Origin of the sequence: Pseudomonas sp. P9_2, from assembly GCF_034008255.1 — a bacterium.
GTDB classification, from domain to species: domain Bacteria; phylum Pseudomonadota; class Gammaproteobacteria; order Pseudomonadales; family Pseudomonadaceae; genus Aquipseudomonas; species Aquipseudomonas synxantha_A.
In genome coordinates, this window is record NZ_CP125376.1 from 160,925 (window position 1) to 177,869 (window position 16,945).

Genomic DNA, 16,945 nt, shown 5'->3' on the forward strand with positions numbered 1-16,945 from the left:
ATCAGCGGGTGATGCCGCGAGTCGACGCCTGGATCGAGTCACGGAACACCGCGACTTCCGGAAACAGGGTTGCCGGCTCGGTCAGTTCGGTCAGCGCCTGCTCAACCGTCAGCCCCTGACGGTAAACCGTCTTGTAGGCACGGCGCAGAGCGTGGATCGCCTCTTCGCTGAATCCGCGACGGCGCATGCCTTCGAAGTTCATGCTGCGAGCCTCGGCAGGGTTGCCGAACACCGTCACGAATGCAGGGACATCCTTGCCAATGGCGGTACCCATGCCGGAAAAGCTGTGGGCGCCGATATGGCAGTACTGATGCACCAGGGTGAAACCGGACAGAATCGCCCAGTCGTCAACGTGCACATGGCCTGCCAGCGCAGTGTTGTTGACCAGGATGCAATGGTTGCCGATCACGCTGTCATGGCCGATGTGCGCATAGGCCATGACCAGGTTGTGATCACCCAAAGTGGTTTCAGCGCGATCCTGTACGGTGCCGCGGTGAATGGTGACGCCTTCACGGATGATGTTGTGGTCACCGATTACCAGGCGTGTTTCTTCACCCTTGTACTTCATGTCCGGGGTGTCTTCGCCTACCGAGGAAAACTGGTAGATACGATTGTGTTTGCCAATACGGGTCGGACCTTTAAGGATCACGTGTGGCCCGATGACAGTCCCCTCGCCGATTTCCACACCTGCGCCGACGATCGACCAAGGGCCGACCTCAACGTCGGCGGCCAGTACGGCCGACGGATCGATGATTGCGCGAGGGTCAATCAAACTCATAGTTTGCGTTCCGCACAGATGATCTCGGCAGAGCATACCGGCTTGCCATCTACCGAGGCCTGGCATTCGAACTTCCAGATCTGGCGCTTGCAGCTGATGAACCTGGCTTCCAGGATCAACTGGTCACCCGGGGTGACCGGGTTGCGAAAACGCAGCTTGTCGGAGCCCACGAAATAGTAAAGCGTGCCGTCGGCAGGCTTGAGGTCGAGCATTTTGAAACCAAGGATACCGGCAGCCTGGGCCATCGCTTCGATGATCAACACGCCCGGCATGATGGGATGCGCTGGGAAGTGACCGTTGAAGAATGGTTCGTTGATGCTGACATTCTTGTAGGCACGAATGCGCTTTTCCTCGACATTGAGGTCCACTACGCGGTCCACCAGCAGGAACGGGTAACGGTGAGGCAGGTATTCGCGAATCTCGTTGATGTCCATCATTTCGGGGGGAAGCCTGTAATAAAGATTGGGGGCGGGCGAACTAAGCGCACGCCCCGCTAGCAAATCAAGGAGGCAGTCTAGCGGCTGTGCACACTTGATATGGAAATGGTATCAGCCTTCAGATGAAGCATTACCGCCAGGGGTCACGTCCCCAACACGCTTTTCCAGCTGTTTGATACGTCGTGCCATGTCGTCGATCTTCCTCAAACGCGCCGCGCTCTTGCGCCATTCAGCCGCAGGTTGCATGGCGGTACCGGAAGAATAGGCCCCCGGCTCGGTAATCGAGTGAGTCACCATGGTCATGCCGGTGATAAAGACGTTGTCGCAAATATCGATATGCCCCACCAGCCCGACGCCGCCGGCGAGCATGCAATGCTTGCCGATTTTGGTGCTGCCGGAAATACCCACGCACGCAGCCATGGCGGTGTGATCGCCAATCTGTACGTTGTGGGCGATCTGGATCTGGTTGTCGAGCTTCACGCCGTTACCGATCACCGTATCGGCCAAAGCCCCGCGATCCACCGCAGTGTTTACACCGATCTCCACATCGTCGCCGATCAATACGCCGCCGACCTGGGCAATCTTGTGCCAGACACCTTTGGCGTTGGCAAAGCCAAAGCCTTCGCCGCCGATAACAGCGCCGGACTGAATGACCACACGCTGACCAATACGCACATCGTGGTAGAGGGTTACACGTGGGGCCAGCCAACCATTGGCACCGATTTCACAGCGTGCGCCGATAAAGCAGTGGGCGCCCACGGTGACACCTGCGCCAATACGCGCCCCGCTTTCGATCACTGCAAACGCACCGATGCTGGCCGCAGGGTCAACCTGGGCATCATCGGCAATTACCGCAGATGGGTGAATACCACCGGCCGCTTTCGGCTTGGGATCGAACAGGTGTGACGCCTTGGCGTACGACAGGTACGGGTCGGCCACCACCAGCGCATCCCCGATAAACCCTTCAGCGTCAGCGGCCTTCAGCAACACGGCTGCGGCCTGGCAATCAACCAGGTATTTACGGTATTGGGGATTTGCGAGGAAGCTCAACTGAGCTGGGCCAGCCTCCTGCAAGGTGGCTAGCCCAGTGATTTCTTTCTCCGGGGAGCCACGCAAGGTGGCTCCCAGGAACTCGGCCAACTCGCCGAGTTTGATAGTCGCGGTCATGGCTTACTTCAGCTGGTTCATGCGCTCGATCACCTGACGGGTGATGTCGTATTGAGGCTTGACGTCAATCACGGCGCCGCGCTCGAACACCAGGTCGAAAGCACCCTTCTTGATGACTTCTTCCACGGCGCTGTCGAGCTTGGGCTTGAGCTGCTTGAGCATTTCACGGTCGGCAACAGCCTTGGCTTCGTTCAACTCCTTGGACTGGAACTGGTAGTCACGGGCCTTTTGCTTGAATTCAAGCTCCAGACGCTCGCGCTCGCCTTGCTGCATCTTGTCGCCACCGGCTACCAGACGATCCTGGATGCCCTTGGCGCTGCTTTCCAAGGTTTTGAGCTTGGTCAGTTGCGGACCGAATTTCTTCTCGGCATCCACGGCGTACTTCTTGGCCGCGTCGGATTCCAGCAGAGCCATCTGATAGTTCAGGACGGCGATTTTCATTTCGGCGAAGGCCGGGGTGGTTACCAGCACAGTGGCCAGCAGGACCAATTGAGTCAACTTACGCACGATGTACTCCTACAGAATCCGTTGTCGTTATCTTGGGTCAGACGCTTAGAACGTCTGGCCGAGGGAGAATTGGAAAATCTGGGTTTCAGCGTTATCCGGTTTCTTGATCGGCATGGCCAGAGCAAAGCTCAACGGGCCCAGCGCAGTCACCCAGGTCACACCCACACCCACGGAGCTCGCCAGGTTGCTGAGGCTCACGTCGTTGCACTGGGTGTTGGACTTCAGACCGCTTGGGTTCTTGATCTGCTCGCACTTGGAGTCGAACACGTTACCCACGTCCCAGAAGACCGAAGTCCGCAGGGAACGCTGGTCCTTGACGAACGGCAGCGGGAACAGGATCTCGGCACCACCCTGGATCAGCACGTTACCACCGAACGGCAGTGGATCATCGTCATCATCGCGGCGAGTGCCGACGTTACCGGTTTGGTCAACACCGCGGCTTGGGGTACCACGTGGGCCCAGAGTGCTGTCCTTGAAGCCACGCACCGAGTTGAAACCACCTGCGTAGTAGTTCTCGTAGAACGGCAAGCCATCGGTCGAACCATAACCGTCGCCATAGCCCAGCTCTGTGTGCAGGCGCATGGTGTAGTTATCGCTCAACGGCTGGAACAACTGGCCGCGGTAGTCGAGCTTGAAGAACGACAGGTCGCTGCCCGGTGTGGTGACTTCCGCAGTCAGGCTTTGAGAGTGACCACGGGTTGCCAGTACACCTTTGTTCAAGGTCGACTCGGACCAGCCGGCAGATGCCTTGAAGTTCAGGAACTTGTCACCTTCACGACGAGTGAAGTCGAAGATCTCGTCCACGGTATATACACCGGTCTTGATCTCGTCCTGTTGCGCGGTGATGCCGAAGGTCAGGCGCGAGGTTTCGCTGATCGGGTAACCGATGTTTGCGCCCACACCCAGGCTGTCGATCGCATAGCTTGCAACGTCGACGTCGAGGTCTTTGTAGTCGGTGGTGCGGTAGAAGGCGTTGTAGCCCAGGCTCACACCGTCAGCTGTCCAGTAGGGGTCGACATAACCGAAGTTATAGCGGCTCTGGTATTCGCTTCGGGTCAGGCCGATGGACACCTTGTTACCGGTACCGAGGAAGTTGTTCTGGGTGATCGAGCCACCCAGGATCAGGCCGGCGCTCTGTGCAAAACCGACGCTGGCGGTGATCGAGCCCGAAGCTTGCTCTTCAACGGCGTAGTTCACGTCAACCTGGTCATCCACACCCGGTACGGCCGGGGTTTCGACGTTGACCTCCTTGAAGAAGCCCAGACGCTCAAGACGGGTCTTGGACTGGTCGATCAGGTAGGTCGAAGCCCAGCCACCTTCCATCTGACGCATTTCACGACGCAGCACTTCGTCCGCAGACTTGGTGTTGCCACGGAAGTTGATGCGGTTTACGTAGGCACGCTTGCCAGGATCGACGACGAAGGTGATGTCTACCGTGTGATCTTCATCATTCGGGGTCGGCACGCCGTTGACGTTGGCGAAGGTATAGCCTTCGTTACCCAGGCGGCGGGTGATCAGTTCGGAGGTAGTGGTCATCAGCTTGCGCGAGAACACCTGGTCCTTCTGCACCAGCAGCAGGGACTTGACCTGGTCTTCTGGGACTTTCAGGTCGCCGCTGAGCTTGACGTCACGAACCTTGTATTTCTCGCCTTCATTGACGTTCACGGTGATATAGACGTGCTTCTTGTCCGGGGTGATGGACACCTGGGTCGAAGCGATGTCCATGTTGATGTAGCCACGGTCCAGGTAGTAGGAGCGCAGGCGTTCAAGGTCACCGGAAAGCTTTTCACGGGCATATTTGTCATCGTTCTTGAAGAACGACAGCCAGTTGGTGGTCTTGAGTTCGAACAGGTCGATCAGGTCGTCATCAGCGAACTTGGTGTTGCCCACCACGTTGATGTGCTGAATGGCAGCGACGGTACCTTCGTTGATGTTGACCTTGAGGCCAACACGGTTACGAGGCTGCGGGATCACTTCGGTTTCCACGGTCGCAGAATAGCGGCCCTGGGCAACGTACTGGCGTTGCAGTTCGTTACGCACACCCTCAAGGGTCGCGCGCTGGAAGATCTCGCCCTCGGCCAGGCCGGATTGCTTGAGGCCCTTCATCAGGTCTTCAGTGGAGATGGCCTTGTTACCTTCAATCGCGATACTGGCGACAGAAGGTCGTTCGACGACCGTGATGACCAGGACGTTGCCTTCGCGACCCAGTTGGATATCTTGAAAGAACCCGGTTTTGAACAGCGCACGAGTGGATTCCACCAGGCGACGATCATCCGCCTGTTCCCCGACGTTCAACGGCAAGGCACCAAAGACGCTACCCGCGGAAACCCGCTGGAGGCCGTTGACGCGAATATCGGAGATGGTGAAGGACTCGGCGTGAACTTCGGCGATCATCAATACGGTGAGAACCGCAGTTAGCAGCAGACGTTTCATGAAGTCCTTTCTTATTCCAACTGGCAATAAACAAACTGCCGCAAAATGCGGCAGATTCGCAATTCAGCGAAGCGTTACAGTCGTCCCAGATCGTTGACCAGAGCTAACAACATCACCCCGACCACCAAACTGATACCGATCTGTATCCCCCAACCCTGCACCCGATCCGACAAGGGGCGACCACGCACCCACTCGACCAGATAAAACAGCAGATGCCCCCCATCCAATACTGGAATGGGCAGCAAATTCAGAACCCCAAGGCTAATACTCAGATAAGCCAGGAAATTCAGGAAATCCGCGACACCCGACTGGGCAGAAGCGCCCGCCACTTTAGCAATGGTTATCGGTCCACTCAAGTTTTTTACCGAGAGCTCACCGAACAACATTTTCTTGAGGGATTCGAGGGTCAGTACGCTCATGGTCCAGGTGCGGTTCGCACCCTCGCCAATCGCGGCCAAAGGCCCGAAGCTGACCTCTCGGACCATCGATGGCGGCCATTCGACACCTTTGACCCCGGCCCCCAGGTAACCCCCGGCCGCCTTCGCCTCCCCGCGAACCGACAAGGTCACGGGAACGTCGATTTGAGCACCCTCGCGCTCAACTTTCAGCACAATTCTGGTATCAGGACGCACGCGTACCAGGTCGACCACTTGCTGCCAGTCACCCAGCGCCTGGCCATCGAGGGCCAGCAGGCGATCACCGGTTTTCAGGCCTGCGGCCTGGGCCGGACCTTTCGGATCCAGCTCAGCGAGTACCGGCGGCAAGGCCGGACGCCAAGGACGAATCCCCAGGGATTTGATCGGATCAGGCTCATCGGCGCCCTTGAGCCAGTGGTCCAGAGCCAACGCCCGCGGGGTTTCGGCACTGGAATCCTGGTCACGCACCACCACATTGACGGTGCCGCTTTCACCCAGGCGGCGCACCAACTGCAAATTGACCGCGCCCCAACCGGTGGTCGGCTCGCCATCAATGGAAACAATTTCCTGCCCTGCCACCAAGCCGGCCCTGGACGCGATGCTGTCCGCCTCGATTGCACCGATGACCGGGCGCACCTGCTGGCTGCCCATCATGGCCAGAACCCAGAAGAACACCATTGCCAACAGGAAGTTGGCGATCGGGCCCGCTGCAACAATTGCGATACGCTGACGAACGGTCTTGCGATTGAAAGACTGATCCAATTGATCAGCCGGCACTTCACCTTCGCGCTCATCGAGCATCTTGACGTAGCCACCCAACGGGATAGCGGCAATCACGAACTCGGTGCCACGACGATCATGCCAGCGCAACAATGGCATGCCGAAACCAACGGAAAAGCGCAATACCTTGACGCCGCAACGACGCGCCACCCAGAAGTGGCCGAATTCGTGGAAGGTAACCAGCACACCCAGAGCAACCAGGGTGCCGACAATCATGTAGAGCGCACTCATCTAATTTCTCCGCATTTCAATCCGATGCCTGAAGGCTCAAACGCGCCCACCCTAACGTGTGTCGCGATCCAGCCATTGCTGGGCCAAGGCACGGGCCTTGGTATCAGCCTCAAATACCGCTCCCAGGTCATTTACAGCCACGACTGGCTCAAGATTCAGGACGTCCTCGATGATACTCGCGATCTGCGGAAAGCGGATGCGCCGTTCGAGAAACGCCGCCACCGCCACTTCATTGGCCGCATTGAGCATGGCCGGCGCGCTGTTACCCGCCTCGGCCGCTTGCCGCGCCAGACGCAGGCACGGAAAACGCTGCTCGTCCGGGGCTTCGAAGTCCAGGCGCGCAATCGCAAACAGATCCAGGGGCGCCACGCCGGAATCGATCCGCTCCGGCCAGGCCAAGGCATTGGCGATCGGCGTGCGCATATCCGGGTTGCCCAACTGCGCCAACACCGAACCGTCCACGTAATCGACCAAAGAGTGGATCACACTTTGCGGATGGATCACCACCTCGACCTGATCAGGCCGTGCATCGAACAACCAGCACGCCTCGATCAGCTCCAGGCCTTTGTTCATCATGCTCGCCGAATCCACGGAAATCTTGCGCCCCATGGACCAGTTCGGATGAGCGCAGGCCTGATCGGGAGACACATGCTCAAGCTCAGCCAGCGGAGTCTGCCGGAAGGGGCCACCGGACGCCGTCAGCAGAATCCGGCGCACACCGACCTGGCTCAAGCCGCGGGCGAAATCCCCGGGCATGCACTGGAAGATTGCGTTGTGCTCGCTGTCCAGCGGCAGCAGGACCGCCCCACTCTTGCGCACGGCTTGCATGAAGAGCGCGCCAGACATGACCAGGGCTTCTTTATTGGCCAGCAGAATTTTCTTGCCGGCATCGACTGCCGCCAGGGTCGGACGCAACCCCGCCGCGCCGACAATCGCCGCCACCACGGTATCCACATCGGCGTCGGCCGCCACCTGGCACAACCCCGCTTCCCCGACCAGCACCTGGGTGGTCAACCCCGCAGCCCGCAGATCATCCTGCAGCCCACGGGCCGCCGCAGCCTCAGGCACTACGGCAAAGCGCGGTGAGTGGCGCACGCACAAGGCCAGTAATTCGCGCAAACGCGTGAAGCCGGTCAGGGCGAAAACCTGGTAACGATCCGGGTGACGAGCGATGACATCCAGGGTACTCAGCCCGACGGAGCCGGTCGCGCCCAGCACGGTAACCTGCTGCAGGCCGCTCACGAAGCGATCATCCACAGCAACACCGCGAAGATCGGCAGCGCGGCAGTCAGACTGTCGATGCGATCCAGCACGCCACCATGACCCGGCAGCAGGTTACTACTGTCCTTGATCCCGGCCTGGCGCTTGAACATGCTCTCGGTGAGGTCACCCACCACCGAGATAAACACGACGATAGCGGTGCCCAGCAAGGCCAGCAGAATCTCTTTCACCGACCAGTCACGCACCAAACCGACCACCAGCGTGATCAGTAACGTCAAGGCCAGGCCACCGTATACGCCTTCCCAGCTCTTGCCCGGGCTGACGGCCGGAGCCAGCTTGCGCTTGCCAAATGCGCGACCAGAGAAGTAGGCGCCGATATCGGCCCCCCACACCAGCACCATCACGGCCAGGATCAATTCATTACCCATGGGGTAGCGCTTGATTTCCACCAGCCCTTGCCAGGCCGGTAGCAGGATCAGCAAGCCGATCACCAGCTTGCAGGCCACGCTGGACCATTGACCGCTGGTGCGTGGGTAAGTCAGCACCAGGAATGTTGCCAACGCCCACCACAGCACCGCCGCCCCCAATACCCAGGGTGCGATGTCCGGCAGGATGTACATCAGGAACAACAACACCGCGACCACTGCGGCGTACGCCACGCGCGGCAACTGGTTGCCGAAGCCTGCCAGGCGCGCCCATTCCCAGGCACCCAGACTCACGACCAGGCCGATGAACAGCGCAAAGCCGGAGCCTTCAAGCAGGAAAAAACCGCACAAGGCAATCGGCAGCAGGATCAGCGCCGTGATGATTCGTTGTTTAAGCATTTAAACCCGGGCTCCAGCTTCGATCTGCTCGCTCGTTTTACCGAAACGACGCTGACGGGAAGCGAAATCGGCCAGCGCATTGCGCATGGCATCGTGTTTGAAGTCCGGCCAGAACAGGTCGGAGAAGTACAACTCGGTATAGGCTAGCTGCCACAGCAGGAAATTGCTGATGCGATGCTCGCCACCGGTACGGATACACAAGTCCGGCAACGGCAGGTCGCCGGTCACCAGGCAGGTTTGCAACAGTTCGGGCGTGATGTCGTCGGGGCGCAGATGGCCGGCCTGCACTTCGCGGGCAAGCCGTTGCGCAGCCTGGGCGATATCCCACTGGCCGCCGTAATTGGCTGCGATCTGCAGCACAAAACGATTACTGCCTGCGGTGATAGCCTCGGCTTCGCGCATGGCCGCTTGCAGCTCCGGGTGGAACCGCGAGCGATCACCAATGATGCGCAGACTGATGTTGTTGTCGTTGAGGCGCTTGGCCTCACGACGCAGGGCCTTGAAAAACAGGTCCATCAAGGCACTGACTTCGTCCGCGGGCCGCTGCCAGTTCTCACTGGAAAAGGCGAACAAGGTCAACACCTCGACCTTGGCCTCGGCACACACCTCAATCACTGCCCTTACCGCGTCAACACCCGCTTTATGCCCGGCAACACCCGGCATAAAGCGTTTTTTCGCCCAGCGATTATTCCCATCCATGATGATCGCGACATGGCGCGGCACCACGGAGGGCACAGTCTGCTTGGTCTTTTCCATAAAGGCGTCCTGACCCCTTATACGGCCATCAGGTCCTTTTCTTTTTCTTCGGTAGCCTTGGTGATCTGGGCTTCGGCGTCCTTGGTCAGCTTGTCGATATCAGCAACGGCACGACGCTCTTCGTCTTCGCTGATTTCCTTGTCCTTGACCAGCTTCTTCAGGTCACCCAACGCATCGCGACGGATGTTACGCACCGCAACGCGCGCATCTTCAGCGGCACTGCGCGCCTGCTTGGTGAAGCCCTTGCGGGTTTCTTCGGTCAAAGCTGGCATGGAGATCAACAACAACTCGCCGAGGTTGGTCGGGTTGAGGTTCAGGCCGGCGCTCTGGATCGCCTTGTCGACTGCCGCGAGCATATTGCGCTCGAAGGCCACGACTTGCAGGGTGCGCGAGTCCTTCACGGTCACGTTGGCCACGCCGCTGAGCGGGGTGTCGGAACCGTAGTAAGGCACCATCACGCTGCCCAGGATGCTCGGGTGCGCCTTGCCGGTACGGATCTGACCAAATGCATGGCTCAGGGATTCCAGGGATTTCTGCATACGCGCCTGGGCGTCTTTCTTGATTTCATTGATCATTGTTGGCCTTCCTCGATCAGAGTCCCTTCCGCGCCGCCGTGTACGATATTCAGCAGGGCGCCGGGCTTGTTCATGTTAAATACGCGCAGCGGCATCTTGTGGTCGCGGCACAGGCAGATAGCAGTCAGGTCCATCACACCCAGCTTGCGATCCAGCACTTCATCGTAGGTCAGATGATCGAACTTCTCGGCATGCGGGTCTTTGAATGGGTCTGCAGTGTATACGCCATCCACCTTGGTGGCTTTGAGCACCACGTCGGCATCGATTTCGATAGCACGCAGGCACGCCGCCGAATCCGTGGTGAAGAACGGGTTGCCTGTGCCGGCGGCAAAGATCACCACTTCCTTGGAGTTCAGGTGGCGCATGGCTTTGCGGCGATCGTAGTGATCGGTCACGCCAACCATGGAGATAGCCGACATCACGATGGCCGAGATATTGGCACGCTCCAGGGCGTCGCGCATGGCCAGGGCGTTCATCACAGTGGCCAGCATGCCCATGTGGTCGCCAGTGACCCGATCCATACCGGCCGCACTCAGTGCCGCGCCGCGGAACAGGTTGCCGCCGCCGATCACCAGGCCGACCTGCACACCGATACCGACCAATTGGCCGACTTCCAGCGCCATGCGGTCAAGCACCTTGGGGTCGATCCCGAACTCTTCCGAGCCCATCAGGGCCTCGCCGCTGAGCTTGAGTAGAATGCGTTTATAGCGAGCCTGATAACCACTGCCCTGCTGAGCCATTGCGAATCTCTCCTGCGGCGTATTTTTTAAAAATTCTTGGCGAGCCGTTTACGGCTTGCGTTCACTCTAGCTGGACGCTGTCACAGCGCCATCGGAACACGGCTTTGTAAGCCAGTTCCGAGAGGAAACCAAATAAAATTGGCCTTCCCATTTGAAAAGAGGCTGCGCGCGTGAGCGGGCAGCCTCTTTCGGCGACAGTTTGGGACTGTCTTATTGCTTGGCGGCAGCCAGCTGGGCAGCAACTTCTTCAGCGAAGTTGTCGACCGGCTTCTCGATGCCTTCGCCTACTTTGAAGTAAGTGAAGGAAACGATTTCAGCACCGGCTTTCTTGGCCAGTTCGCCAACCTTGATTTCAGGGTTCTTGACGAACGCCTGCTCAACCAGGCTTGCTTCGGCCAGGAACTTGCTGATACGGCCTTTGACCATGTTCTCAACAATGTTTTCTGGCTTGCCTTTGATTTTTTCTTCGTTCAGCTGCAGGAACACAGCTTTTTCGCGCTCGATCGCTTCGGCAGACACTTCCGAAGGCAGCAGGAACTCAGGGTTGCTTGCAGCAACGTGCATAGCGATGTCTTTGGCCAGCTCAACGTCGCCGCCTTTCAGAACAACTGCTACACCGATCTTGTTGCCGTGCAGGTAACCACCGACAACATCACCTTCAACGCGAACCAGGCGACGGATGTTGACGTTTTCGCCAACCTTGCCGACCAGTACCAGGCGAGCTGCTTCTTGAGCTTCGATCAGAGGCTCAACAGTGGTCAGCTTGTCAGCGAAGGCTTTTTCGACGCTGGCAGCAACGAATGCCTTGAAGTCATCCTGCAGAGCCAGGAAGTCGGTCTGCGAGTTGACTTCCAGCAGAACGGCGGATTTGCCGTCTTCTTTCAGGGCGATAGCGCCTTCAGCAGCGACGTTGCCTGCTTTCTTGGCAGCCTTGATGGCGCCGGAAGCACGCATGTCATCAATGGCTTTTTCGATGTCGCCGCCGGCCTTGGTCAAGGCCTTTTTGCAATCCATCATGCCTTCGCCGGTACGCTCACGCAGTTCTTTAACCAACGCTGCAGTAATCTCTGCCATTTCAAAATCCTCTTGGATAGGTTTTCAACCATTCCACCCGATCAAACGGGCGATCAATTCTTCCCGAATTTCCGTTGTAGGCCGCTGCACGTTACAAATGATGTAGCTGCGCTGCCGACAAATGGTTTTCGAGGTGGCAAAAAGGGGGCCAAGCCCCCTTTTTGCTTACTGAGTCAACGCCAGGGCGTCAGTTACTCAGCGGCAGCTACCGGAGCTTCTTCAACGAACTGCTCGGTACCGCCAGCAACGTGGTTGCGACCACGGATTACAGCGTCAGCCATCGAACCCATGTACAGCTGGATAGCGCGGATTGCGTCATCGTTGCCTGGGATGATGTAGTCAACGCCTTCCGGGCTGCTGTTGGTATCGACTACGCCGATAACCGGGATGCCCAGCTTGTTGGCTTCGGTGATCGCGATGCGCTCGTGATCAACGTCGATAACGAACAGTGCGTCAGGCAGACCGCCCATGTCCTTGATACCACCCAGGGAACGATCGAGCTTTTCCAGGTCACGGGAGCGCATCAGCGCTTCTTTCTTGGTCAGCTTGGCGAAAGTACCGTCTTCGGCTTGCACTTCAAGGTCACGCAGACGCTTGATGGAAGCACGGATGGTTTTGAAGTTGGTCAGCATGCCGCCCAACCAGCGGTGATCGACGTACGGCGAACCGCAACGTGCTGCTTCTTCAGCAACGATCTTGCCAGCGGAACGCTTGGTGCCGACGAACAGGATCTTGTTTTTGCCCTGGGCCAGACGCTCTACGAAAGTCAGAGCTTCGTTGAACATTGGCAGGGTTTTTTCAAGGTTGATAATGTGAATCTTGTTACGCGCGCCGAAAATGTATTTACCCATTTTCGGGTTCCAGTAACGGGTCTGGTGACCGAAGTGCACACCGGCCTTCAGCATATCGCGCATGTTGACTTGGGACATGATAGTTCCTTAATAAGTCGGGTTTGGCCTCCACGTATCCCAATGACCAACCAGCGGCATCAAGGCCTCCGGCACCCAGGTCATCGTGTCGACACGTGTGTGGATTTAAGCTTTTCGGGGTATCCCCGGAAAGCGGCGCATTTTATACCACAGCAAGGGCGAAAACGAAACCCGCAATCACACCTGACCGCAGCGATCTGTGCGCAAGCCGTTGAATAGAGCGGATTTACCCCCACCCTATAGATAGAAGCGATCGTCAGGGGCTCATGGTTTACCGCCCGCGTCTGTTAGAATCGCGTTTTTTGTGGCTTGTGCGAATTCAGCAACCTTTTGTCGCACGCCCGTAAACCGTATTGATTTCAGCGCGTCGCGCTAGAGAGAGCCTGTATGACCGTTAGTTTGAAAACCGCCGAAGACATCGCCGGCATGCGCATCGCCGGCAAACTGGCCGCCGACGTGCTGGAAATGATTGCAGAGCACGTAAAGCCGGGCGTCACCACCGAAGAGCTGAACCAGATCTGCCACGACTATATCGTCAATGTGCAAAAGGCCATCCCTGCGCCGCTGAACTACAAAGGCTTCCCCAAGTCGATCTGCACCTCGGTCAACCATGTGGTGTGCCACGGCATTCCCGGTGACAAGCCGTTGAAGGACGGCGACACCCTGAACATAGACGTCACCGTGATCAAGGACCGCTACTTCGGCGACACCAGCCGCATGTTCCACGTCGGCAACGTGCCGGTCTGGGCCGAGCGCCTGTCCCAGGTGACCCAGGAATGCATGTACAAGGCCATCGAAATCGTCAAGCCAGGCTGCCGCCTGGGTGACATCGGTGAAGTGATCCAGAAGCACGCCGAAAAGAACGGCTTCTCGGTGGTGCGCGAATTCTGCGGCCACGGCATCGGCACCGTGTTCCACGAAGAACCACAGATCCTGCACTACGGCCGCGCCGGCACCGGCATGGAACTCAAGGCAGGCATGACCTTTACCATCGAGCCGATGATCAACCAAGGCAAGGCCGATACCAAGGTGCTGGGCGACGGCTGGACCGCTATCACCAAGGACCGCAAGCTCTCGGCCCAGTGGGAACACACGCTGCTGGTCACCGAAACCGGCTACGAGATCTTCACGTTGCGCGCAGACGACACCATTCCTCGCGTTTCGGCGTGAGGGTTGCTTCGGTTTTCCAGCTTCAACCGTGTGACTGACTCAATAGATAGATAGGAAAGCCGACCGATGCCCCAGGTGGATCCCGAACTCTTCGACCGTGGCCAGTTCCAGGCCGAGCTGGCATTGAAGGCGAGCCCCATCGCCGCCTTCAAGAAAGCCATCCGCCAGGCACGCGAGGTGCTCGACGCGCGTTTTCGCAGTGGTCGGGACATCAGACGACTGATCGAGGACCGCGCCTGGTTCGTCGATAACATCCTGCAGAAAGCCTGGGAACAGTTCAGCTGGAGTGCAGACGCCGATATCGCCCTGGTGGCGGTCGGCGGCTACGGTCGCGGCGAACTGCACCCCTACTCCGACATCGACCTGTTGATCCTGCTGGACAGCGCCGACCACGAAACCTTTCGCGATTCCATCGAGCGTTTTCTGACATTGCTGTGGGACATCGGCCTGGAAGTCGGCCAGAGCGTGCGCTCGGTGGATGAATGCGCCGAAGAGGCCCGTGCCGACTTGACGGTGGTCACCAACCTGATGGAAAGCCGCACCATCTGCGGCCCCGAGCGCCTGCGCCAGCGCATGCTCGAAGTCACCAGCACCGCACACATGTGGCCGAGCAAGGACTTTTTCCTGGCCAAGCGCGCCGAACAGAAGGCGCGGCACCACAAGTACAACGACACCGAATACAACCTGGAACCCAACGTCAAAGGGTCCCCGGGCGGGCTGCGGGATATCCAGACGATTTTGTGGGTGGCGCGCCGCCAATACGGCACGCTGAACCTGCGCGCCCTGGCTGGCGAAGGCTTCCTGGTGGAGAGCGAAAACACCCTGCTGGCCTCGTCCCAGGAGTTCCTGTGGAAGGTGCGCTACGCCCTGCACATGCTCGCCGGGCGCTCCGAGGACCGCCTGCTGTTCGATCACCAACGCTCCATCGCCACCCTGCTGGGCTTTGAGGGCGAAGACGCGAAGACCAGCATCGAAAGCTTCATGCAACAGTACTACCGGGTGGTCATGAGCATCGCTCAGCTCAGCGACTTGATCATCCAGCACTTCGAGGAGGTGATCCTGGCCCCCGAAGACGAAGCGCCGCCGCAGCCGATCAATGCGCGCTTCCAACTGCATGACGGTTATATCGAAGCACGCAACGACAACGTGTTCCGCCGCACCCCGTTCGCCATGCTGGAAATCTTTGTGCTGATGGCCCAGCAGCCGGACATCAAAGGCGTGCGCGCCGATACCATCCGCTTGCTGCGGGAAAACCGTCACCTGATCGACGACGAATTTCGCAACGACATCCGCAATACCAGCCTGTTTATCGAACTGTTCAAGTGCCGCATCGGCATCCACCGCAACCTGCGGCGCATGAACCGCTACGGCATTCTCGGGCGCTACCTGCCGGAGTTCGGCTTTATCGTCGGGCAAATGCAGCACGACCTGTTCCACATCTACACCGTCGATGCCCACACCCTGAACCTGATCAAGCACCTGCGTAAGTTGCAGTACACCCAGGTATCAGAGAAATTCCCGCTGGCCAGTAAGCTAATGGCCAAGCTGCCCAAGCCCGAGCTGATCTACTTGGCGGGCCTGTATCACGATATCGGCAAGGGTCGCCATGGCGATCACTCGGAAATCGGTGCAGTGGACGCCGAAGCCTTCTGCCAGCGCCACCAACTGCCCCTCTGGGACAGCCGCCTGATCGTCTGGCTGGTGCAAAACCATCTGGTGATGTCGACAACCGCCCAGCGCAAGGACTTGTCCGACCCGCAGGTGATCCACGACTTTGCCGGCAAAGTCGGCGATGAAACCCGTCTCGACTATCTTTATGTGCTGACCGTCTCCGACATCAACGCCACCAACCCCACGTTATGGAACTCCTGGCGCGCCAGCCTGTTGCGTCAGCTGTACACCGAGACCAAGCGCGCCCTGCGCCGCGGCTTGGAAAACCCGGTGGACCGCGAAGAGCAGATCCGTCGCACCCAAAGTGCGGCCCTGGATATTCTGGTACGCGGTGGTAACGACCCGGACGACGTCGAACAGCTCTGGTCGCAACTGGGCGACGATTATTTCCTGCGCCACACCGCCGGCGACGTGGCCTGGCACAGCGATGCGATCCTGCAGCAGCCGGCCGACGGTGGCCCGCTGGTATTGATCAAGGAAACCACCCAGCGCGAATTCGAAGGCGGCACGCAGATCTTCATCTACGCGCCGGACCAGCACGACTTCTTCGCCGTGACCGTGGCCGCCATGGACCAGCTCAACCTGAACATCCATGACGCCCGGGTCATCACCTCCAGCAGCCAGTTCACCCTCGACACCTACATCGTGCTCGACACCGACGGCGACTCTATTGGCGATAACCCGGCGCGGGTGAAAAAGATCCGCGAAGGCCTCACCGAAGCCCTGCGCAACCCGGACGATTACCCAACCATCATCCAACGCCGGGTACCACGCCAGCTAAAGCATTTTGCCTTTGCGCCCCAGGTGACCATTTCCAACGACGCGCAGCGACCGGTGACGGTGCTGGAACTCAGCGCGCCGGATCGCCCGGGCCTGCTGGCGCGCATCGGCGGGATTTTCCTGGAGTTCGACCTGTCGTTGCAGAATGCCAAGATTGCGACCCTCGGCGAACGGGTGGAAGACGTGTTCTTCATCACCGACGCTGATAACCAGCCGCTGTCCGACCCTGAGCTGTGTCGCCGCCTGCAGGATGCGATCGTGGAACAATTGAGCGTGACCCAGGAACCCGGCGTTGAGCTGACCCGACTGACTATTTGAATTCTTAACTTTGTGAACACGAGTCATGTGGGAGCTGGCTTGCCTGCGATGCAGACACCTCGGTCCGTCAGGTCGACCGCAGTGATGCCATCGCAGGCAAGCCAGCTCCCACAGGGGCCGCGCTCACCGTGATAGAGG

Annotated in this window: 15 protein-coding genes; 2 read left to right on the forward strand and 13 right to left on the reverse strand. The window is 58.8% G+C overall.

The window, feature by feature from the left end; translation table 11 throughout:
• Position 1 precedes the first annotated feature (1 nt).
• The 13 genes from lpxA to rpsB all read right to left on the reverse strand — a co-directional run bounded on the left by lpxA (position 2) and on the right by rpsB (position 12,868).
• A complete protein-coding gene (lpxA, locus tag QMK52_RS00735) occupies positions 2 to 778 on the reverse strand; it encodes an acyl-ACP--UDP-N-acetylglucosamine O-acyltransferase (RefSeq protein WP_005785728.1) in 777 nt (258 codons plus the stop codon).
• Positions 775 to 1,215, reverse strand: coding sequence for a 3-hydroxyacyl-ACP dehydratase FabZ (gene fabZ, locus QMK52_RS00740; protein ID WP_005785726.1), 441 nt, complete (start codon positions 1,213 to 1,215; stop codon positions 775 to 777). Before fabZ ends, lpxA begins: the two co-directional genes overlap by 4 nt.
• A gap of 111 nt (positions 1,216 to 1,326) precedes the next feature.
• Positions 1,327 to 2,382 (reverse strand): UDP-3-O-(3-hydroxymyristoyl)glucosamine N-acyltransferase, encoded by a 1,056-nt coding sequence (gene lpxD / locus QMK52_RS00745; protein ID WP_005785724.1) that lies wholly within the window; start codon positions 2,380 to 2,382, stop codon positions 1,327 to 1,329.
• 3 nt (positions 2,383 to 2,385) lie between these two features.
• Positions 2,386 to 2,889, reverse strand: a complete 504-nt coding sequence (locus QMK52_RS00750; RefSeq protein WP_003172279.1) for an OmpH family outer membrane protein — start codon at positions 2,887 to 2,889, stop codon at positions 2,386 to 2,388.
• Positions 2,890 to 2,934: 45 nt separating this feature from the next.
• Positions 2,935 to 5,322, reverse strand: a complete 2,388-nt coding sequence (bamA, locus tag QMK52_RS00755) for an outer membrane protein assembly factor BamA (protein ID WP_005785722.1) — start codon at positions 5,320 to 5,322, stop codon at positions 2,935 to 2,937.
• 74 nt (positions 5,323 to 5,396) lie between these two features.
• A complete protein-coding gene (rseP, locus tag QMK52_RS00760) occupies positions 5,397 to 6,749 on the reverse strand; it encodes a sigma E protease regulator RseP (RefSeq protein WP_005785720.1) in 1,353 nt (450 codons plus the stop codon).
• Between the two features lie 51 nt (positions 6,750 to 6,800).
• Complete coding sequence (gene ispC / locus QMK52_RS00765) at positions 6,801 to 7,991, reverse strand: 1-deoxy-D-xylulose-5-phosphate reductoisomerase (protein ID WP_005785718.1); 1,191 nt, start codon at positions 7,989 to 7,991, stop codon at positions 6,801 to 6,803.
• Positions 7,988 to 8,794, reverse strand: a complete 807-nt coding sequence (locus tag QMK52_RS00770; protein WP_005785716.1) for a phosphatidate cytidylyltransferase — start codon at positions 8,792 to 8,794, stop codon at positions 7,988 to 7,990. The genes ispC and QMK52_RS00770 overlap by 4 nt, the downstream gene beginning before the upstream one ends.
• Entirely contained in the window at positions 8,795 to 9,550 is a 756-nt protein-coding gene (gene uppS / locus QMK52_RS00775) for a polyprenyl diphosphate synthase (RefSeq protein ID WP_005785713.1), read from the reverse strand.
• Between the two features lie 17 nt (positions 9,551 to 9,567).
• Positions 9,568 to 10,125, reverse strand: coding sequence for a ribosome recycling factor (gene frr, locus QMK52_RS00780; protein ID WP_003189163.1), 558 nt, complete (start codon positions 10,123 to 10,125; stop codon positions 9,568 to 9,570).
• On the reverse strand, positions 10,122 to 10,865 hold the full coding sequence (pyrH, locus tag QMK52_RS00785; protein WP_003189161.1) for a UMP kinase: 744 nt from the start codon (positions 10,863 to 10,865) through the stop codon (positions 10,122 to 10,124). Before pyrH ends, frr begins: the two co-directional genes overlap by 4 nt.
• 210 nt (positions 10,866 to 11,075) lie before the next feature.
• The gene (tsf, locus tag QMK52_RS00790; RefSeq protein WP_005785711.1) at positions 11,076 to 11,939 is read right to left on the reverse strand and encodes a translation elongation factor Ts; all 864 of its coding nucleotides are present in this window, start codon (positions 11,937 to 11,939) and stop codon (positions 11,076 to 11,078) included.
• A gap of 191 nt (positions 11,940 to 12,130) precedes the next feature.
• A complete protein-coding gene (gene rpsB / locus QMK52_RS00795) occupies positions 12,131 to 12,868 on the reverse strand; it encodes a 30S ribosomal protein S2 (protein ID WP_003189158.1) in 738 nt (245 codons plus the stop codon).
• Between the two features lie 387 nt (positions 12,869 to 13,255).
• Here rpsB and map point away from each other — a divergent pair, with 387 nt between their 5' ends.
• Both map and QMK52_RS00805 read left to right on the forward strand, forming a co-directional pair.
• Complete coding sequence (gene map / locus QMK52_RS00800) at positions 13,256 to 14,038, forward strand: type I methionyl aminopeptidase (protein ID WP_005785707.1); 783 nt, start codon at positions 13,256 to 13,258, stop codon at positions 14,036 to 14,038.
• Positions 14,039 to 14,104: 66 nt separating this feature from the next.
• The gene (locus QMK52_RS00805) at positions 14,105 to 16,807 is read left to right on the forward strand and encodes a [protein-PII] uridylyltransferase (protein WP_005785705.1); all 2,703 of its coding nucleotides are present in this window, start codon (positions 14,105 to 14,107) and stop codon (positions 16,805 to 16,807) included.
• Positions 16,808 to 16,945: the final 138 nt, after the last annotated feature.